The 21,823-nt window shown below is 36.8% G+C and carries 16 protein-coding genes; 3 read left to right on the top strand and 13 right to left on the bottom strand.

Going from position 1 to position 21,823, the window contains the following annotated elements; genetic code table 11:
- Nucleotides 1-32: 32 nt before the first annotated feature.
- The 6 genes from BLS33_RS03270 to BLS33_RS03245 form a co-directional block, all read right to left on the bottom strand.
- Entirely contained in the window at nt 33-1,172 is a 1,140-nt protein-coding gene (locus tag BLS33_RS03270) for a glycosyltransferase family 4 protein (RefSeq protein ID WP_089885240.1), read from the bottom strand.
- A 40-nt stretch (nt 1,173-1,212) separates the two neighbouring features.
- On the bottom strand, nt 1,213-2,355 hold the full coding sequence (locus BLS33_RS03265; RefSeq protein ID WP_089885237.1) for a glycosyltransferase: 1,143 nt from the start codon (nt 2,353-2,355) through the stop codon (nt 1,213-1,215).
- Between the two features lie 66 nt (nt 2,356-2,421).
- A complete protein-coding gene (gene asnB / locus BLS33_RS03260) occupies nt 2,422-4,272 on the bottom strand; it encodes an asparagine synthase (glutamine-hydrolyzing) (protein WP_089885235.1) in 1,851 nt (616 codons plus the stop codon).
- A 3-nt stretch (nt 4,273-4,275) separates the two neighbouring features.
- Nucleotides 4,276-5,364 (bottom strand): glycosyltransferase family 4 protein, encoded by a 1,089-nt coding sequence (locus BLS33_RS03255; protein ID WP_089885233.1) that lies wholly within the window; start codon nt 5,362-5,364, stop codon nt 4,276-4,278.
- A 196-nt stretch (nt 5,365-5,560) separates the two neighbouring features.
- Nucleotides 5,561-6,508: an ATP-grasp fold amidoligase family protein gene (locus tag BLS33_RS03250; RefSeq protein ID WP_089885231.1), complete on the bottom strand. Its 948-nt coding sequence runs from the start codon at nt 6,506-6,508 to the stop codon at nt 5,561-5,563.
- Nucleotides 6,509-6,541: 33 nt separating this feature from the next.
- Nucleotides 6,542-7,699, bottom strand: coding sequence for an O-antigen ligase family protein (locus BLS33_RS03245; RefSeq protein WP_089885229.1), 1,158 nt, complete (start codon nt 7,697-7,699; stop codon nt 6,542-6,544).
- 322 nt (nt 7,700-8,021) lie between these two features.
- Here BLS33_RS03245 and BLS33_RS03240 point away from each other — a divergent pair, with 322 nt between their 5' ends.
- Nucleotides 8,022-9,098 (top strand): sugar-transfer associated ATP-grasp domain-containing protein, encoded by a 1,077-nt coding sequence (locus BLS33_RS03240; RefSeq protein ID WP_089885226.1) that lies wholly within the window; start codon nt 8,022-8,024, stop codon nt 9,096-9,098.
- A gap of 13 nt (nt 9,099-9,111) precedes the next feature.
- Here BLS33_RS03240 and murJ read toward each other — a convergent pair whose 3' ends face one another.
- The 7 genes from murJ to BLS33_RS03205 all read right to left on the bottom strand — a co-directional run bounded on the left by murJ (nt 9,112) and on the right by BLS33_RS03205 (nt 17,127).
- Nucleotides 9,112-10,449: a murein biosynthesis integral membrane protein MurJ gene (gene murJ, locus BLS33_RS03235; protein WP_245731258.1), complete on the bottom strand. Its 1,338-nt coding sequence runs from the start codon at nt 10,447-10,449 to the stop codon at nt 9,112-9,114.
- Between the two features lie 12 nt (nt 10,450-10,461).
- The gene (locus BLS33_RS03230; protein WP_176801310.1) at nt 10,462-11,553 is read right to left on the bottom strand and encodes a glycosyltransferase family 4 protein; all 1,092 of its coding nucleotides are present in this window, start codon (nt 11,551-11,553) and stop codon (nt 10,462-10,464) included.
- A gap of 14 nt (nt 11,554-11,567) precedes the next feature.
- The gene (locus BLS33_RS03225; protein WP_089885220.1) at nt 11,568-12,854 is read right to left on the bottom strand and encodes a nucleotide sugar dehydrogenase; all 1,287 of its coding nucleotides are present in this window, start codon (nt 12,852-12,854) and stop codon (nt 11,568-11,570) included.
- A 121-nt stretch (nt 12,855-12,975) separates the two neighbouring features.
- Nucleotides 12,976-14,310 (bottom strand): UDP-glucose dehydrogenase family protein, encoded by a 1,335-nt coding sequence (locus BLS33_RS03220; RefSeq protein ID WP_089885217.1) that lies wholly within the window; start codon nt 14,308-14,310, stop codon nt 12,976-12,978.
- Nucleotides 14,307-14,864, bottom strand: coding sequence for a serine O-acetyltransferase (locus BLS33_RS03215; protein ID WP_089885215.1), 558 nt, complete (start codon nt 14,862-14,864; stop codon nt 14,307-14,309). The genes BLS33_RS03220 and BLS33_RS03215 overlap by 4 nt, the downstream gene beginning before the upstream one ends.
- The gene (locus BLS33_RS03210) at nt 14,857-15,861 is read right to left on the bottom strand and encodes an SDR family oxidoreductase (protein WP_089885213.1); all 1,005 of its coding nucleotides are present in this window, start codon (nt 15,859-15,861) and stop codon (nt 14,857-14,859) included. Before BLS33_RS03210 ends, BLS33_RS03215 begins: the two co-directional genes overlap by 8 nt.
- Before the next feature lie 243 nt (nt 15,862-16,104).
- Entirely contained in the window at nt 16,105-17,127 is a 1,023-nt protein-coding gene (locus BLS33_RS03205) for an NAD-dependent epimerase (RefSeq protein WP_089885211.1), read from the bottom strand.
- A 579-nt stretch (nt 17,128-17,706) separates the two neighbouring features.
- On the opposite strand from BLS33_RS03205, the gene BLS33_RS03200 reads away from it, so the two are divergent.
- Both BLS33_RS03200 and BLS33_RS03195 read left to right on the top strand, forming a co-directional pair.
- Nucleotides 17,707-19,506 (top strand): Ig-like domain-containing protein, encoded by a 1,800-nt coding sequence (locus BLS33_RS03200; RefSeq protein ID WP_089885208.1) that lies wholly within the window; start codon nt 17,707-17,709, stop codon nt 19,504-19,506.
- A gap of 420 nt (nt 19,507-19,926) precedes the next feature.
- Nucleotides 19,927-21,813 carry an Ig-like domain-containing protein gene (locus BLS33_RS03195; protein WP_089885206.1) on the top strand — a complete coding sequence of 629 codons (1,887 nt, stop codon included), beginning with the start codon at nt 19,927-19,929 and terminating at the stop codon, nt 21,811-21,813.
- The last annotated feature ends 10 nt before the right edge of the window (nt 21,814-21,823 follow it).

Here is a 21,823-nt window from a genome sequence, read left to right as displayed (position 1 = left end):
TGCTAGACCTTGTGAACCCATTTTATTAAACATTAGCTGTTGCTGGCAATGATTTCAAGCGTTTTTGCATTTACTTTTTCTACATCAAATTTTTCACTTGCCAATTTTCTGCTATTAATACCCATAGTTTCAATACGTTCGGGATGTTTTAGAAAACTTTCCATGGCCCTATACAAATCGTCAAAATCCCTTGGAGCTATTAGTACACCGTTTTTTTCGTCAATGACCGTCTCTCGACACCCTGGAGTGTCAGTAGTTATTATGGGCATCCCAATACTAAGCGCCTCTAGAATGGATCGAGGAACACCCTCTCGATAATAGGTGGGGAGCACAAAAATATCGGATTGCTCAAGAAAGCCGACGACTGTGCGCTGTTCTCCATGAAATTTAATGATTCCCTTGGATACAAATTTATCGATTGTACTTTTTTTAATTCCCGAAGGGGAAGTATCTATTGGCCCTATAATATGATATTCAGATTTAGGGTATTTCTTTTTTAGTTTTTTTGCCGCGTCCATAAACAGCTTAATGCCCTTTTCCACGATCAATCGTGAAACGATGACAAAAACTATCTGCTCCCCATCATTTTTCTTTATTCGGGTGTTGTATTCATTTAAATTAACCCCTGATCCATTGACGAGATAGGCATTTTGCTTTGGGGAAATTATTTTTTTTCGCAGGAAAAGGTTCTTGTCATCCTCATTCTGAAATATGATAGCATTATTTTTTCGCAGCGCTTTTTTATAAAGAAAACTGGTGACTTTTTGAAGAATATTCGCTTTCTTGGAAACTCCACTAAATGTAAACCCTAACCCAGTAATTAGTGAAATTACTGGTGTATTCGTTTGTTCAGCGGCCAAAGAACCATATATAACAGATTTGATCGTATATGGGAACACTAAATCAATCTGGTATTCCTCTATTTTCTTTTTTAAGAAAAACAGGGTCTTTAAATCTGAAATGGGTGATATGCCAGCCCTATTTAGGGGGTACGCAAACGTGTCGGCGCCCATTCTTTCCAATTCGTCTCTAAATTCTGTATTATCTTCAGGGAATGGGGCAGCACATACCACCTCATGACCTTCAGCGAGTAGGCGCCTTATTAAATCGCCACGAAAGGTAACCAATGATTTGGCTGCACCACATATAATCAATATTCGTTTAGAATTCATACAGAATTAACTTCTTGTTAAGATTCGATAAAGGTATATATTATTCGGTAGCTAAGATGTACGATTCGTACTTTCGTAAAATACTACCTTTGTCAAAGTTTCTTACTCTCTGCAATGAATTTTTCTTAGTTTTTTGAAGATATTCTGTGTTTTTCCTAAAATATTCGATTGCCTTTATCATTAATAGTTTGTTGCCTACAGGAGTTAGAATGCCGTAATCGGTTATCATAATGTCATCTTCTAACGGTTTATCTAGCCTTAATATTTCATCAGGCCCTGATTTGCAGTTTGTGGAAAGAATCGGCAGTCCGCATGCCATAGCTTCTAAAAGAACATTCGGAAAACCTTCGTGATTGGAACCAAAAGCAAACAAATCTGCTGCTTTGAGGTATTTGTATGGCGATGGATCAAAACCCATAAAAAACACCTTTTTCTCAAGACTTTTTTCCGCTACAATCGTTTTTAGTTCATCTTCAAGTTCACCCTCGCCCAAAATATAGAGACGAATACCGTCAATATTTTCGACTGCATCGATGAGTAGCTTATGGTTTTTTCCTTTATTCAACCGACCAACGGTTATAATATTAAAGTATTGGGAATCGAAATAATCGGGTATTGGTTCTATTTTATCAACCTTTTCTAAATCTATTGGATTGTTTATGACTTCGATCTTGTCTTTGTTGATTCCGAAATTGGCTATAAGGTCATTGCGATTTCCCATAGAATTACAAATCACCGAATCAGCTTTTGCGTATAGTTTTCGAATCAAGAATTTATTTATGGTAGATTGTAGTCCTTTGTAGCTGTACTGCAAGCTGGGTTGCCCCCTTTCGCTGATGATCAGCTTGATTTTTTTGGAAGTAAATTTTCGAGAAAGTATATTTATGTAATTCGGTCTTGTCAGCAGACTTAATGAATGGGTTATATCTAGCTGTTTTAACAGTTTAGCATACCGCAAGGCCAAAAAGGGTATTTTGATCAGTTTGTTGACTCCACTTTCCGCTGGGTTTGAATTTTCTATATAATGAACTTGTATGCTTTCGGGAATATCATAACCCACGGTAGCATGCATCAAAAACAAATGGACTTCGATTTTTTGTTCCAAGAAGTGGGGGAGTAGGTGTGAGACGACTCTTTCTGCGCCCCCACCTCCAAGAGAGTATATGAGTATTCCTAGTCGCATGAATTATGATTAATTAGATAAATAATTTGCTTAGTACTGTGATTTTTTCAGGAATGCAAGCTTTCGCTATTTTATCGAAAATCCTTTTCCATTGTTCTTGAGCCATTGTTTAAGAACTAACAACCTCCATATTATGGCATATCGATTCCAAGAACCATCCATATGTTGGTCGATCATAATTTTGACTTCCTTTTTATCGATAAAAGGTATTGTCGCAAGACCGTCATCATTTAACTCAGAAAGAACATAATCTTTCAACTCGTTTCGAAACCAGCTTTTAAAGGGCATTGTGAATCCTGATTTAGGTCTGTCGAACATTTCTTTAGGAACATGTTTGTACAGTACATCTTTCAATATTCGCTTTTGGTTCCCTTTAATGAATTTAAATTCAGTAGGAAGGGTTCTTGAAAAATCTACAATTCTATAATCTAGCATTGGAGAACGGACTTCAAGGGAAAACGCCATGGAGGCCCTGTCAACTTTGGTGTTAATATCCCAATTTAAATACGTTTTGATATCGAAATCGGAGATACGTTCGTAGATATTCTTATTGTTATGGAATAAATAGCTGTTAGATTCGTCTTTATAATTATAGCCTGAAAGGTCGAACCACTTACTGTTTAAATCTCGCTTTGTCGCCAAGTAGGCATCGTTTATAGTTGCTTTATTGATTACATTTCCAATGGTTTTGGCCTTGTAGTGTGGCGCTAAGGTCAGCGCTTTGGCTACCATCATTCGTAGCGGATCAGGGAACTTATAGGCTTTTTCGATGTAACGCATCCAGTTGTATCGATGGTATCCTAGAAAATTCTCATCCCCTGCATCTCCTGATAACGCAACAGTTACATGTTCTCGCGTGTATTTTGATAATAACATCGATGGAATCGCCGAGGCATCGTCAAAGGGTTCATCATAGAAATAACTCAGGTTTTCTATTAGTTGTATGCCTTCTGTATAGTCGCATTCTATAACGCTGTGCTCTGTTTGCAAATGAGAGGCCACTCGTTTAGCGTATTCACTTTCATCAAACTCTTTATTGTCGAACTTTACCGAGAATGTTTTGACCTTTCCAGGCGTTTCTTTTGCCGCTAAAGCGCTTACTAAGGAAGAGTCAACACCCCCAGAAAGAAATATGCCTACGGGAACATCGGCGAACATTCTAATTTTTACCGCATCGCTTAATAATTTTTCAAGTTCTTCCTGAGCCTCGTTGTAATTTCCTGAAAATTTATTTTGGCCTTTATAATCCAGGTCCCAATATTTTTTCGATTTGAAGTTGCCCGTTTCGATATCAAATGAAAAACTATGACCAGCTTCTAACTTCTTAATTTCATTGAAAATAGAATAGGGGTCGGGAATCGTACCCCATAGGAGGTAGGCACTAATGGCCTCTTTTGAAATTGTTAGTTTTTCATTAAACAATTGAATCGACGAGAGCTGACTGGCAAATTCAAATTGTTTTTCGTTATGGTAGTAATAAAAAGGTTTTTGCCCTAATCTATCCCTTGCACCAAATAGAAGGTTTTTGACTTTATCATAAATAACAAATGCGAACATGCCATTAAAGTGGTTCACACAGTCTTGACCATATTCTAAATAGGCGGCGCAAATTACTTCGGTGTCACTAGTTGTTTTAAATTCATACCCTTTGTTGGCAAGTTCTTTTTTTATGGTTTTAAAATTAAAAATCTCACCATTAAAAACAATATGTATATTCTCTTGGTAGGTTAACGGTTGGTCAGATCGTACGTCTAAATCAATTATCGAGAGTCGATTATGACCTAATCGAATAGGTTGTTTTTCTTCATCAAATAGGCGAACCCCCATTTTATCGGGACCCCGAAAAGATGTTCTTTTCAGTTTTTCTTTAACTTCGTTCTCACTATACGCAATGGTCGATCCGTAAATTCCGCACATAATCTAAGAGGCTTTTTTGGGGTCTAACAAATCATTAAATAATCGCATCCACTTGTTGCCTACATTTTCCATAGTAAATTTATCAAGTGATTTCAGGCTGTTGTTTCTGAGTGATTGTCTTAAATCTTCATTCTCAATTAACTCATTTAATCTATTGATCATAGCTTCTTTATTCTGATCCGCGACTAAAATTCCGTTTGTGCCGTCGTTGATAATATCCGATGGACCTGAGACACAATCATATGAAATACAGGCCATGCCTTGTGACATCGCCTCTATAAGTACCATGGGTAGACCTTCGTGTCGTGATGATAAAACATAGATTTCCGCCTGTGACATTAGTTCTTTGATATCGTTTCGATAACCCAGAAACTCAATTTGTTTTTCAATTTTAAGTTCAGTTGCAATTTCCTTTAGAATTTTGAGGCCGTCATCTCCGCCACCGACAATCTTTAATTGCCAATCTGAATGGTTCTCGAAGACCTTAGCGGCAATTTTCAACAAATTGTCGAAACCTTTGTGATGATATCTGTCAAGATTGCCAACCGTCAGTATGGTTTTCTCTCTCTTGCCATTTAGGTCATTTATCGGTTCGAAAGAACAAGGGTTTTCCATGACTAGAACCCTTTTGGTTTTGTTTGTAAAGAATGGAATATCAAATTTGGTCAAAACGGTAACAGCATCTGGCAAGCGATATAATACGCGCCATAGAAAAGAACGTAAAATACTTGCCTCTTGATTCATATGATTAAAGTGTTCAGAAACTACGATCTTTATATTATAGAGCTTGCTAGGTAAAATGGTAGCGTAGCCTACAAAATCAATATGAGAGCTTATTATATCGGGGCGGTTTTTTTTCTTGAAATAATAGGAAAGTAAAAAAATGAACCCCCTGATAACGACAAAATTCACAATGAACTTTTTGTGAAGTTTCACTCTTTCTATTCTCGGGTCTAATTCGTAGTCGTCTCCAGCAATAAAGGTAATTATGCGTACTGTGTGACCCTTTGAAGCAAAATAGTTGGCCAAAAGGCTTACCACGCGCTCAGCTCCTCCCGCCTTTAATCTTCCGATTACAAAATCTATCTTCACGCTTAAATTCTTATTTTGGGCTTAAATATTTAAAGCCCAATTAGATATTTAGGTACCGTCAGTCAAAGGTACGTTTATTGTTAGTCGAGTCTATTTCTAAGTATTATTTGACTTTATATATTCAACGTTCAGTATACTAGGTTATTGCTGATTTTTAAAATAGAAATACTATTGTTTTCAATCTCAAAAGAACACCTCAATTGTTATTGGCTAATTGAGGGATATTTAGTTTGTCGCCCAATTTGTAATCCCATTTTTCGGGTAGTATGGGCCTATAGCCCCCATCATGATGGAAGGTCAATTCGCCAAAATAGAGTTTGTCGTTTACATCGTACCAATCTACTCTAACATAATTAAAGGCACTGGCCAGTATCTCTGACAATGAAATCATTTGTTCTAGCGATTTTGGTTTTTCTACATCGTTAGTGCTGGGGTCTGTAAATTTGTCACCCTCTTTTTTCGAGGACCACTTATACGGTTCCCTTACCCATTCTCTTGAATACCAATTTCGATAATGATTTGGAGTGTCACGTCCCAAATCGACCTGAATCATGTTGACCTTTCCATTAAAACAGTGTATTTTATAATCAAAAGGTATATTTCCATCAGGGTCTTGAAGTAACTTTTCCACCACAATCCGAGGGGTGATATTCTTATATTGCCACTCTTTCGAAGTTTTATAATAGTTTTTAGCCAACCTGCTACTCATCCTCATCTGTACATCGTTCCAATCGACCTTAGAAACATCCTTTACTATTATACCACCACCACTGTCGTGATTTGTCTTTATAATGTAAGGGGGATTGGGAAGGTTATCAGGAATGATTTCCTTTGGATTTTTAGTATGGAATAGTAATGGCACCAAATATTCGCTGCCTATTTTTTTCGAAATGTATGCTCTCACTGCATATTTATCTGCACACTGGGTATGCAAAGGGGTACGTTCGTTGAGTTTTAACCAAATTATTTTTTCGTTCAAGGTTTGAGGATTCAAAAGATTTGGTTTTTTTCCGAACGATTTTTTATAATTGTTGATTATGTACGCTTTATCGGATACAAAATTATCTTTTATAAAATAATAAAATTGCCTTATTGGTTTTCCCGCTTGGGGGTGATAGTAAATTTTCTTTAATAGCCCGATCATTCTCTTTTTTATATTGAAGGTATATTAAACCAGTTAGTCATTGAGAAATATTTCATTTACCGGCCTTTTTTCTTTTATTGGCTCAAAATTCTTGGTTTGGCGTATACTTACAAATAAATACATGGATATTAAAACATTAAAATAATTGTTAAAATACCCATGTCCGACCATTAGCGCTACGGTAACCACACAAGAAATATAGAAAAACTCGGGATTCGGTTTGAAAAGTAATGCGCTTTTAAACATTAAATAGCCATAAATACCTACCAGCAATAAAAAAGGGAGAATCCCTGCTTCTCCCAATGTCATTAGATAAGAGTTATGTACCCCGGGCAACACTGAATTTTTGATCTGTAATTTCATGTATCCGTTACCTAACAAAGGTTTGTCCATTATCATGTCGGTATATAACGCCCATGTTTCCGTTCGGGTATCTTTCTCAATGACTTTAGATTGTATCTTATCGCTTGTAAAAATACTTTTAAGGGCATCGAACCTTTCGGTATTCAGTGTTAATTTGTTCGAAAACAAAAAGACCAGAATCAATACACCAAAGCCAATAATCGGAGCCTTTAAGTTATTTTTATTGCGATAGATGGCAACGATGCTGATGATTAACCAGATGAGTATGAATGTTCGGGAGAATGTTAGAATACCGGCCAGCGTAAAAATAAGCTGTCCAATAATCGGCAACCATTTGCCTTTTATGGCATAGCTAATGGCATACCCCACCAAGCATATCGTTCCGGCAAAGTTAGGGTTTAAATAAAAACCGCTATACCGGCCATAAGTAGGGTAAAAATTAGCATTGGCCAAAGGGAAAATCACCGCATTCACGATTATACTTAGCGCTCCAATTAGTAAAACGATAAAGAGCTCCTTTTTTGTGGTTCTATGAAAGACCTCCCCGGCACAAACTACAACGATTAGAAATTTCACGAATTCTTTTAGAAATTCTGATACTTCGTGCCCAGCAAAGCGAATACCGCAAATAGAAAAATATAAAATGCCCAGTAATATGAACGGAAATAAAACTTTATGTTTGTCTTTAGCTAAAAAGAAATAGGCTAATAATAATAGAGATGATGCGTAGCTAGTGATGGCCCCAAGGGTAGGTCCAAAGTAGGCGAGAAGATAACCTGGAACGTTCCAAAGAAATAAAACTAATATTAAAAGTTTAAGAATATACATTATTTAATCTGAGAATCTGAACATTGGTTAAATTGCCTCAACTTCATAATAATATTTAAAACAGGGTGTTTATTATATATTTAGGGGAAGATGGTTAATTTTGGTTTTAGTGTTACATGACGAATAAATCATCAAATTGTAAAATGTACCTCAAGGGTTATTCAGCAAAGAGAGCAAATCTTTGAAAATCAAAATTAGTACTATAATACTTATTTGACTAAATAATCTAACAGCTATATTAAAGTTTCTAGAAATGCACTTGTTTTTTGTCAAACTATTCGGTGAACAGGTTTGGTTTATTATTTAAAACAGCTTAATTCTTATGAAAATCATATATTTCATTATTTATTTGTCTTTAAAAATTTATAAAAAAACGACCAAAATATCCCACAATATTACATGGAAAAACAAAATAAAAAAACTTATAAAGACAAAAGGAGCGAAAAAACTGACTAATACCCAAGTAGCGGAAATAAATACATATTATAACAAATATAAATTAAAAGGCATAAGTACCCAATGGCACCAATTTTACTACGGCTGCAACCAATTTTTTTCACCTAAGTATATGCCTGAAAACTTATTTTATATAGATATTGAGCCAAGGCTCAACCAAAAAATATACTTTCCTTCGTTGACCGATAAAAATATTTTGGATAAGAGATTCCCTAATGTAAAACAACCTGAGACTATCATAAAGAACATTAACGGTTTCTTTTATTCGAACGATGAGTTAATTGATGAAAGAAAAGCCTTGAGTCTTTGTGATACGGGTAATGAACTAGTGATTAAACCAACGGTCGATTCCGGTGGGGGTAAAAATATACTACTTTTTAATTGTAAAGATGGTGTTGTTGATAGTGGTCAAAAACTTCGTACTGTTTTCAAGGATTATGGAAAAGATTTTATAGTACAAAAAATAGTTCAACAGCATGAACAATTGAAGGCACTTAACCCTACTTCGCTAAATACGATTCGAATTATGACCTATTTAAATGAAAATAAAGTTGATGTTCTTTCGACGATTGTAAGAATTGGAAGAAAAGGTTCTTCAACCGATAATGCCACAACAGGTGGTATTTCATGTGGAATACAGAAAAATGGACAATTTAATACAATGGGATATCAATTGTCGGGGGAGTCTTTTAGAGCCACTGATAGTGGGATCAAGTTTGAAGATGTTAAATTAAATTTTATGTCGAAAGTATTAGAAACGGTAAATGAATTACATCAAGAAGCTCCTTTCTTTAAAATTATTTCATGGGATTTGGCGATCGATAAGGATGAAAACGTGGTCCTCATAGAGTATAATGTTATGGGCCAGGGGATAAATTCACACCAATTAAACAATGGACCAGTGCTCTCACCTCTTTTAAAAATATTGGAAAGTCAGCTATAATTCCAGCACCTTTTTATGTCAATTTCGACTGTTTGTAAGTGTAAAAGAATAACACTAAATTCTTCGCGATTATTACAATTGTAGTACATAGGGCTATTCCAAATACTCCGTAATACTGCATTAGAATATAATCTAAAATGATGTTCAATATTAATGCTCCTAAAGAAACATAGGCCATAAATGCATTTTTATTGATGCTAGTCAAAAAATTGACAATGACCATTCCACATATTGAAAATGGTAGATAGATCAAGAATATTTTTTGAATATCGGAGACTTTAACCGTATCATCTGAAGTAAAAGCTTTTCGCTCAAAAAATAATTCGACCAAAAAGTCGGAGGCAAAAATGCCTAGAATAACACAGACGCTCACGCTTACAAATAGAAGTTTGAGCATTTTGAACATGGTTTTAAATGTCTTTTCTTTATTTTTTGCTAAAGCTTTTGAGAAATACGGGAGTAATACATTGGTTAGGGCAATTATAAGAAGACCACTCAAAAATGCAGGCATTTTGCGTCCGTAATTTATTGCGGCAATAGAACCAACGATCAATTGGGCTGCAAAATATTGATCAACAATGGTATTCATTCCCGTTAGAAATCCAGAGGAAACTTTAGCGGGCACCTGTGTGAACATTATTCTCGCATTCACATTTTTCAAGTCAGGAAAAGAAATGTTCAGTAGTCCTTTTTGAATACAGATGATTGCCAAGAAAATAAAACTGGCTACCGTTCCTATCAACGTTCCGATGGCCAAGACATTTTCCCCTAAAGAATCCTTGAAAAAGAAAAGGCATATTATAATGGCGATGGGAATAAACAAACTTTCAAAAGACGAGTACCTAAATTCGTCGTGTATGTTCAAAATACCACTCAATAATGAAGAAAATCCCCAAAATGCGATACAGGGAAGCAAATAGTAGAACTGCGATTTTATTAGTCCGTAATATTCGGGAGTATGATCAGGAAAAAAAACGTGCAAATAGGTATCTGTAAAAAGGAAAGCGATAGCCATGAAAAGTGCCGATACGGCGGCCGTAACAAAAAATCCTGTACCTTGAAACGAAGCAATATTGTTCTTTGTTTCAAGTTCGGCGACGTAGTTCGGAATAAATACACTTTTGAACGCACCTAAAAAAACCGTACTTATAAAGCCTGGAACGATAAAGGCGATAAAGAAAGTATCTAATAGTTCCGATAGACCAAAACTAGAAGCTACCAAGGTTTCTTTATAAAAACCAACTCCTTTTATCAATAATGTGATGCCGCCAACAATGATGATGTTTTTGACAACAGAATTGTTTTTTAGACCAGAGATGGCTTTAACGATTTCTAGATATCGTTTTTTCAAAATTTACAGTTTTCATTTAAAGTTAAAAAGTGCTTCCCATTCTGATATTATTTTTCCGACAGCAAAACGGGTAGTACTTATTTCTGCTGCTTTACCAATGTTTTCTATTTCTTTTCGGTTGTCGATTAAAGCACTAAGCCGTTCTTCTAAAGCTTTCTGGTCATCGACCGGTATTAAAAACCCATTGGTTCCATCTTCAATAAGGCTTGATGGACCTGATGGGCAGTCTGTTGACACACAAGCCATTCCGAAATACATCGCTTCTAACAGGGCGTTGGGGAAGCCTTCGTATTTCGATGTGAATGCAAATATTTTGCCCGTTTCATAATGCTCTTGAACGTTCTTGGTCTGTCCAATCAATTGAACTTTTTGGTCTAATTTCAGCTGCTTGATCAAGCTTTCCAATTGCGGTCTATTCTCACCTTCGCCTATGATATGAAGTTCCCATCCACTGGGTCTGATATTGGCGAAAGCCCTAATCAATAAATCTTGCCGTTTTTGGTCTGCCAATCTACCGACATTGAGTATAATATTCTTCCGTTTTGTCTGAGTACTCCTTTTAAAATCAGGGTTTATGGGGTTAGGTATTATTACAAGTTTATTTTCTTTCAATTTACCCCTGTAGTAATTTTTAATCGTTTCGGTTTGTACTACCAAAAAATCAGTAAAGGGATATACTCGCCCACGGATTATTTTCCAAAATTTAGGAACCAATCCATCCTCTAAATAGGGATTGTTTCTTTCACTAACGATTACCGGTATTCGCAAATACTTCGAAGCAATAATAGACAAGATGTTCGATGTCGTTAGAAACCCGATACAAAGGTCTACTTTATGCGTCCTTAGAAGATGAACAATTCTCTTTATCAGTTCATAATTGGTTCTAATGGCCTGATAACTGTTCTTGCTAGGCGGTATTTCTTCTTTGCAATGTACTAATTGAATATTCTTTTTAAGAGGATAAAATGGGGGCAATGCTATAAGGGTTATGATCACCACGCTATAGCTTGTAGACAATTCATTGGCCAAGGTAGTGATGACTCGTTCGGCACCACCAGCGGCCAATGAATGTGTTACAAAAGCAATTGTCTTCTTTTTATTCAAATGAGACATTTGACCTAAAGTCTTCCATCAACCCTTTGTTGACCTAGAATTCCCTTAACATCATAAAGAATACCATTCTCTGCCATTAATGATTCAAAATCAAGATCTAAGAATTGTTTGTGTGCAACAGTCAATACGACCGCATCAAAATTATTCTGATCTGTAAGGGTCTTTAAAGAATTCAGACCATATTCATGACTTACTTCACTAGGTGAAGCCCACGGGTCGTATATTGTTACATTTGTACCATAGCTGTTTAGATTTTTAACTACGTCGACAGCCTTTGTATTACGAACATCAGGACAATTCTCTTTGAACGTTATGCCCAGTACCAAAATATTGGAGCCTTTTATCTTGATATCTTTTTGTAACATCAGCTTTACAACTTCAGAAGCGACATATTTTCCCATGCCGTCATTCATTCTTCGCCCAGCTAGAATTATTTCCGGATGATATCCGAATTCTTGTGCTCTTTGTGCCAAGTAATAAGGGTCGACTCCTATACAATGTCCTCCAACAAGACCTGGTTTAAAGGGTAAAAAGTTCCATTTTGTGCCAGCTGCTTCCAAAACATCATGGGTGTCGATATCCATCAAGTTAAATATTTTGGCCAACTCATTTACGAAAGCGATATTGATGTCACGCTGTGAATTTTCGATTACCTTGGCAGCTTCGGCAACCTTGATTGTGGGAGCCAAATGTGTACCTGCTGTAATAACGGATTTGTACAGGTTATCAACTTTAATACCAGCTTCGGGGGTGGATCCTGATGTTACTTTCAATATTTTTTCAACAGTATGCTCTTTATCACCCGGATTAATACGCTCTGGAGAATATCCTACGAAAAAATCTTCGTTGAACTTTAAACCACTTACCCGCTCTAAAACTGGTACACATTCGTGTTCGGTAACTCCAGGGTAGACTGTTGATTCGTAAATTACGGTATCTCCTTTTTTTAATACTTTTCCAACTGTTTCACTTGATTTGTACAATGGGGTCAAAATAGGCCTGTTTGTACTGTCTACCGGAGTTGGTACGGTAACCACGTAATAATTACAATCTTCAATATCGCTAAGTTGGTTAGAGCAATAGAGGCCTGTTTCCATTTTTGGTGAATCTCTTAAAACGCCTTGTAGAACATCATCTTCTACTTCCAAAGTGCTGTCGGTACCCGATTTAAGCTCTTTTATCCGTGCTTCGTTGATATCAAATCCGATAACTGGGTATTTTGTAGCGAACAAACGAGCCAAAGGCAATCCTACATATCCTAAACCAATTACGGCAATTTTTGGTTGATTCATTTTATTTTATTTAAAGTGATGTTTTATTAAAAACTAAATTAATATGACTTAAGGTTAAGATTCTTTACGAATCCGAATTATTTAATAATTTAAGGATACTCCTTTTTATTTAGAGAATTTTCTATTTAGTACTTTTTCCTATTTGGAAATACTCAAAACCTCTTTTTGTCATCAATTGGTCATTATACTGATTTCTTCCATCGAAAACTACTGGTTGGTTCAATTGAGTTTTGAGTTCATCGAAGTCAGGAGAACGGAATTCTTTCCATTCGGTGAGCAGAATCATCGCATCTGCATTGTTCAAGGTTTCATATTTTGAGCGAAAATAGAAAACATTATCCAAATCCTTCAAATAAAAGTGTTGGGCTTCCTCCATTGCCTTTGGGTCATAGGCATTTATTCTGGCACCTCTTTTAACCAATTCATTAATGGTGTAGATTGCAGGAGCTTCACGCATATCGTCGGTTTCCGGCTTAAAAGCAAGCCCCCAAATGGCAAACGTTTTACCCTTAAGGTCTTCCCCGAAGCGATCAATTACTTTTTTTGCGATGACAAGTTTTTGTCGATCATTAACGTCTTCTACCGATTTAATGAGCTCCGCTTTATAACCATGCTCTTCCGCTGTTTTTTTAAGGGCTTTAACGTCTTTTGGGAAACAAGAGCCCCCATATCCACTTCCCGGATAAATGAAACTATAGCCGATTCTACTGTCAGAACCGATTCCAATACGCACTTTATTTACGTCAGCATCGACTAATTCGCAAATGTTTGCAATCTCGTTCATAAACGAAATCTTTGTGGCTAGCATAGCGTTTGCCACATATTTGGTCATTTCGGCTGACCTAACGTCCATTGTAATCAATCGATCCATACTGCTTCGAAAGAAAGGAGCATACAAAGCCCTCATCTTTTCGGTAGCTTCTTCATTATTTGATCCAATTACGACCCTATCGGGTTTCATGAAATCGTTTATGGCATCTCCCTCTTTTAAAAATTCAGGATTTGAAACTACTTCGAATGCAATGGATACCTTTCGTTTATCCAGCTCGTCTTGTATAGCTTTCTTTACCTTGTCGGCAGTACCCACAGGTACGGTAGATTTGTCTACCACGATTACCGGATGCGTCATACACCGGCCAATTTCACTAGCAACTTGTATAACATATTTCAAATCAGCAGACCCATCTTCTCCCATTGGTGTGCCCACGGCAATAAAAGCAATATCACATTTTTCTAAGTGATTAGACAATTTGGTGCTAAAGTGCAAGGTTTTATTTTGCACATTTCTTTTTACCATTGCCTCTAAACCTGGCTCATATATTGGTATGATGCCCTCTTTTAAATCAGTTATTTTCTTTTCATCAATATCTATACACGTTACGGTATTGCCCATTTCTGCAAAGCAAGTTCCGCTAACAAGGCCTACATAGCCAGTTCCGATTACTGTTAAGTTCATTTTAGATTTAATATTTTAGTTACGTAATTTTTTGTGGCATTGGCTTGGGGTACGACCTTAAAAGGGTTGCCCATCACCAAGCTGTTTTCAGGGATGTCATCGTTAACATAGGTGAGCGGTGCGATAAGCACGTTGTTTCCTATGGTGATATTCCCCACAACCACACTACCGGTCCCTATCCAGACTTGGTTACCGATGGATGGTGTTCCTTTTCTTCTGCCTCGATTTATTTGGCCAATCGTGACGCCATGTGCTACATTACAGTTGTCGCCAATAACTGCTGAATTGTTTATGACAATGTTGCCAAAGTGGCCTATATAAAAGCCTTTGCCTATTTTGGTGTTAATCGGTATTTGTATGCCATATTTAAAATAATACCTTCTTAGGGCCAGTCTATGTATTATTCCTAAAACCGAATTTCGTTTATACTTATTACATTTTCTAAAATGGTATACATACCTAAACCCTGGTATGAATAGCCATGCCTTAATAAATGATTTTAGGCGTGTATCTCCCTTATATCGATAAAGGTCATGTTTGACTAAATCATTCATTTTTTAAATTTTCCCAGTACCACGTTAGGGCTTCCTTAAGCCCCTCTTGAATGTTAAACTTTGGGTCATAAGCCAGCAATTCTTTTGCTTTTTCTATTGACGCCAATGAATGGGGAACATCTCCTTGTCTTTTTGGACCATGAATAGCCTTTATTTTGCCTATTTCTGGATCGAATTTACTCAGATGTTTAGTCAAAAGTGAGACCAATTCGTTTAAATCGGTTCTTTCGCCACAGGCAACATTGTAAACTGTGTTAACCGCTTTTTTATTGTTGGTAACCAACGCCAAGACATTCATTTGAATAACGTTGTCAATATAGGTGAAGTCTCTTGAGTAACTACCATCACCATTTATAATGGGAGATTCATGTTTGATGAGCTGTATTACAAACTTGGGTATTACGGCAGCATAGGCTCCATTTGGATCTTGTTTTCTCCCAAAGACGTTGAAATAACGAAGACCAATGGTTTCTAGACCATAAGTTTTACTGAAAATATTTGCGTATAATTCGTTTACATATTTGGTAATTGCATAAGGAGATAGCGGTTTTCCAATTATATCTTCCACTTTTGGCATGTTCGTCGAATCTCCGTACGTAGATGAACTTGCGGCGTAAATAAAACGCTTTACTTTGGCGTCACGTGCTGCCACTAGCATATTTAAAAAACCAGATACGTTAACAGCATTGCTCGTTATAGGGTCTTCGATAGATCTTGGAACAGAACCGAGGGCAGCTTGGTGCAAAACATAGTCAATATTTGTACATGCGTTATTGCAATCAGCCAAATTTCGAATGTCACCTTCTAATAATATGAAATTTTCATTGGATAAAAACGTTGAAATATTCTCTCGTTTTCCTGTAGAAAAATTGTCTAAGCAAACTACTTTGTTGCCATTAAGCAGTAGCGACTCGCACAGATTAGATCCTATAAAACCTGCTCCTCCCGTTACGAGAATATTGCAATTGGAATCAAGTTTGAGTCCGGCTATATCCATTACGTTTTATTTTTGAAGTGCAAAGATGGGCAAAAGAAATTAATTTGCCCTTTATTTTTATATAAGCTGTAGGGTAATTCCGATGAAACAACACTTGTCAGGATCTAATTAATAAATATAAATATTTCCTTCGGTGATTTTACGGATATAACAAGTCGAAATTTGAATACGCATTAGAAAATATTACTTTTTTATAGACTAACGAGGATTGCGTAAGGTATTCAGGTATTATCTATAGATGTTTTAATTATAATATTCTCTATACCATTTAATGAATGCATCTATTCCTTTTCTAACGGGTGTGTCAGGATGGTAATCGTAGTCTTTCATTAAATCCGTAACATTTGCCCACGTTTTTTCAACATCGCCCGGTTGCATAGGTAATAATTGCCGCTCTGCTTTAATATCTAAGCTATTTTCAATTGCGTCAATAAAGTCAAGCAACTTAACCGAGTTGTTGTTTCCTATATTATATATTTTATAGAGAGGTCTCTCTGAGATTGTGGAAGGCTTTTTTTCCAATATACGAACGACGCCCTCGGTAATATCGTCGATATAGGTAAAGTCTCGCTCCATTTTTCCGTGATTAAATACTTTAATGGGTTTTCCGTTCAATATGGCTTTTGTGAAAAGAAACATGGCCATGTCAGGTCGTCCCCATGGTCCGTAAACGGTGAAGAAACGTAAACCGGTTGTGTGAAATCCGTATAAATGACTATAGGTATGAGCCATGAGCTCATTACTTTTTTTTGTGGCCGCGTATAGACTAACTGGGTGGTCTACACTATCACTCGTTTCAAAAGGGATTTTTTCGTTTAAACCATAAACACTCGAACTGCTAGCATAGACCAAGTGTTTTATATTATAATTTCTACAACATTCAAGAATATTTAGAAAACCGACTACATTACTATCTATATAGGCCTCAGGATTTTCCAAACTATAACGCACGCCTGCTTGAGCGGCCAAATTACAGACTGCATCAAACTTTTGACCTTCAAATAGCTGGGGTAGGGCACTGCGATCCTCCAAAGCCAAACGTATAAATTGAAATCGGACCGATTCAAGATGACTAGAGGTCAAGGTGTTGAAATGTTCGGCAGCATCTCTCTCTATACCTAACTCTTTTAATCGGGCGAGCTTTAGATTTATGTCATAATAGTCATTGATGTTATCCAGCCCGACAACCTCGTGTCCGTTGCCTATTAATTTTTTTGAAACATGATATCCAATAAATCCGGCTGCACCGGTAACCAATATTTTCATTGTATTTGCATTTGGTTACAAATATCACCATGATTTTTGATAGTTAAAAATTTGAAAGAATTCTTTTCGGTTTTTATGTAAACAATTGGTTGAGACCTGTAAAATAAGCATGAAAATTGACATTGCTAACTAAATAAATAAAATTGGAGATGATATGGACCGTTCATCGATCAAACAGAAGGTATAATAGGGGCAGTAATAATCTAAGAGCGGGTTGAAATTTGGCGAGAGCCAGGTTTTGAATCTTGAGAATGTATTTTTTTAGAGATAATCTAAATACTACATAATCAATATGTTAAACTGTATGTCTCCAAACAATATATTTTTTTATTTGCTGTTCTTGGTACATTGAAAAGCACGTTTTGTTATGGTTAATTTCGTTAATGGATGTTAAAAACATAGGTAGTTCATCGAATAGAAGAACTCTAAACATCCAAAAAACATTCGTAGCGCGTAATACCCTTAATATAAATTTTTAAGTAATTCAGCGAAATAAAATGCATTTCATCGATAATATTTTGAATAAAAATAATTAGTAGTGCCCTACTATCTTAACATTAATAATTCTTAACCTATTTTATGAAGTATCTTTTTGGCAACGCCCCCAAGTATATTTTGGTTGCCCCATTTCTATTTTTTTCTTTTTCGTGCAGTAACGACACAGATTTATTAGCGGAGTATGTAGCTTCTGGTTCTCAGGAAATTCCAGAACTAAATAATCTCGTGGTCGATGATTCTTTTGTCACTAGATTAGACCAGAGCGTAATTCTTGATGTCTTGTCCAATGACATGTTTACAACAACTGATAATGTGAAAATTATCGAAACATCTTCTGCCGATAATGGTGTTGTAGTGATAAACGATGATAATACGTTGACCTATACGCCTATTGTTGAAGACGTGGAACTGGATGAGCCGGAGACTCAACCTCAAGAAGAAGATACCCCCAGCGAAGTGGTTGTAGAAGAAGAAACTACTGAAACTGAACCTTCGGAGGAAACCACAGATACCTTTACATATACTGCAGAGGTTGTGAACGAAGATGAAACGGTTAGTACAGAAGAAGGTACGGTTACTGTAATCGTAACTGAAAATGAGGAAGTTGAAGTAGTTGAGGACAATTCAGAAAATCAAGGTGATCAGAATAAAAATTATGGGGCGTTAAAAGCTTTTCCTACTGCAGAAGGGTTCGGTAAAAATGCGACTGGTGGCCGTGGAGGTTATGTCGTTGCCGTTACAAACTTAAACGATAGTGGTCCTGGGAGTTTAAGGGATGCGCTTAAAAAAACAGGTGCCAGAACTATTATATTTAAGGTAGGGGGCATAATTGACTGTAATTCATATCTCGAAATACCCTATAAATCCGGGAATGTTACCATTGCGGGCCAGACAGCACCCGGAGGAGGAATCACTATTCGAGGTGCCGAGTTACGTATATCTGCATCGAATGTAATACTTAGGTATGTTAAAATAAGGCCAGGAAGTAATGTCTCTGGTAGCAATGTCAACGGAATACGTTTGTCATCCTATAACAATAACCAAATAAGAGATATCATGATAGATCATTGCTCCATCACATGGGCCACTGATAAAGTATTGATAATCGGAGGTATTGGCGGTACCAGCAGCGTTCAGAACGTTACTGTTCAAAAGAGTATAATCGGTGAGAATATTAGCACGGGCTTAGGATTTCTTCTTTGGAGCAGGGCAACCAATATAAGTGTATTTAAGAATTTGTTGATTCATGATGTAGAACGAAATATAAGGTCTTCTAAATGTACTAGTAGTTTTGAGATGATCAATAATTTGGTCTACGGATTTAAATATGGTACTCAACCGACATACAACAACGACTTTGATATTATCGGAAATGTTTACAAAACCAGTCCGAATACCTCTACCCGTTTTGAAACCATTAGGCTTGAAGGGTCATCGGACTGTGGTATCGGTGGAACGCGCGCATATATATCTGACAATGTTATCAATGGTAGAGACGTTTCTATTTCATCGAATCTTCAGCCTTACATCACCAATAATAAAATTTTCAATTCTGGTATATCTTCCATACCAAGTAGTTCCGTTCAGTCTGCGGTATTGAACGATGTTGGAGCATCAAAATATAGTGATCGTGTTGATGAAAGGCTTATAAATGACGTGCTCAACAGTACTGGAAGTATTAAAAAAAGTGTTTCGGAAGCAGGTGGTTATCCTGATATTTCTAACGGAACACCTTATCAGGACAGTGATGAAGACGGAATTTCAAATGAATGGGAAACCGCTATGGGATTAAATCCAAACGATCCGAGCGATGGTAATAAAGATAGAAATGCTGATGGTTATACTAATCTGGAAGACTTTTTAAACGAAGTGGATTTTTAAGCAAAGCAATTTTTGTTAATACAGAGACCCTCTAAATACTTTTAGAGGGTCTCTTTGTTTGATGGCGTCCTTCTCATTCTGTTCCTGACAGGTTAATAAGGCGGCCCGTTAGTATGTACGAAAGTTTTTGGCTCCTTTAACTGATTACTGTTCTTCATGATTGCTGATCATTCATTCTGACTTAGCCCAATGAATCTCGAGGTAACGGCTATCGACATTGTTAATAGATGTTAAAAATATGGGTAGTTTATCGAATACAAGAATTCTTAAGATCCAAACAACACCTTTAGGGCGTAATACCCCTGATGTAAATTTTGTGTAGTTCATCGAACAAAGGATGTATTTCATCGGTAATATTAAAATCAAAAAATTTTTGCACAGCCTTAGAATCTAAATATTTAACATTTCTTAACCTATTTTATGAAGTATCTTACTGGCAATGCCCCCAAGTTTATCATGGTTGCCCCTTTTCTAATTTTTTCCCTTTCATGTAGCGACGACACTGAATTATTGGCGGAATATGTAAACTCTGGTTCTCAGGGAATTTCTGAACTCAATAACCTTGTGGTCGATGATTCTTTCGTAACAAGATTAGACCAGAGTGCCATTCTTGATGTTTTGTCCAATGACATGTTTGTAGAATCCGATAATGTAAAGATTGTCGAGACGTCTTCTGCCAACAATGGAGTTGTTGTGATAAACGAGGATAACACCTTGACTTATGTACCAGTTGTTGAAATGGAGGAAACGACAACTATCCCAGAAGAAGAGGCCACAGATAACGCTTCAGACGAAGATATTGATGAAGCTGAAACGGTTGAAGAAGATGAAGCTGAAACGGTTGAAGAAAATGTGGTTTTAGAAGAGAGGGAAGAAACACCCATTGTTGAAGATAATGTGACAGAAGAAGAGACCCAGACCATTGATGATTCGTTTACCTATACCACGGAAACTGAAAATGAAGATGGTACGGTTACCACGGAAACCGGAGAGGTAAAAGTCACGGTCACCAATGAAGAAGACAATAGTGCAACAGAGGAAGAAACAGTTGTGCCCCAAGGAAATTTAAGTAAAAATTATGGAGAACTAAAGGCCTTCCCTACCGCCCAAGGTTTTGGAAAGTACGCCACAGGAGGGCGAGGAGGTTATATAGTGAAAGTAACTAATTTAAACGATAGAGGAACTGGCAGTTTAAGAGAGGCATTAAAAATGACCGGTGCCAGAACCATTGTTTTTACGGTTGGCGGTACAATCAATTGCTCAACCTATTTAGACATACCTTACAAATCAGGAAATGTTACCATTGCCGGTCAAACAGCACCAGGGGATGGTATTCTTATCAAAGGGGCAGAATTGCGGATTAGTGCTTCCAACGTAATCGTAAGATATTTGAAAATAAGACCGGGTCTGGGTACTTCTGGAAGTAATGAGGACGGAATAAATATTTCAGCATACAATGGCACCCATATTGAAAACATTGTCGTTGACCATTGTAGTATAAGTTGGGTGAGAGATGAAAATTTTGCCCTTGTAGGGGGGTTTTCAGGTTCAACAATTAAAAAAGTAACGCTTCAAAATTCAGTTATATCAGAAAGTGGTTTCGGGGCACTTAATTATAAGAGAACCTCAAATATTTCGTATTACGGAAACTTTTTTGCACATAATGGCGAAAGAAATATAAGATCGAACAATCCACTTTCTGATCAGCTTGATTTTGAAATGATAAATAATATCGTTTATGGATCTACTTGGTTTACAAATCCTAGTATAGGCACTAAATTTTCGGTCGTGAACAATAAGTATAAATCGTCTCGTGAAGTTTCGGTACGGGCAAATACTTTGGTCAATGGTGAAAATGATGGAACGGGTAGTGCGGGCAATACCCATGCTTACATTGTAGGTAATGTGAATCCTGCCGGACGCGCCCAATGGTCATCTAATTTGAGCTCTTATATTAAATCCAATGCTTTTGCTAGTTCAGGCACATCTGCTATGTCGGCAAATGACTTGGAAAGCAATTTAATGCCAAAAGTAGGCGCAAGTTATCCTACAAGAGATGCTGTTGATAAGCGATTGGTCAGTCAGTATAATACCGGAAACGGTAGATTGAATAGTTCGGGATCTTATCCTTCAATGTCGAATACCTCTAGGTCTTCTGGTTATGATGGTGATGGTGATGGTATGTCTGACGAATGGGAAGAATCAATGGGTCTTAACCCCGACGATTCAAGTGACGCCAACAAAGATAGAAACGGAGACGGCTACACCAATCTGGAAGATTTCTTGAACGACGAAGTAGATTTTTAAATTAACCGGA

The sequence above is a fragment of the Kriegella aquimaris genome (genome assembly GCF_900103215.1).
In the GTDB taxonomy this organism is placed as follows: Bacteria; Bacteroidota; Bacteroidia; order Flavobacteriales; family Flavobacteriaceae; genus Kriegella; species Kriegella aquimaris.
This window is presented reverse-complemented; position numbering and strand designations above follow the sequence as displayed.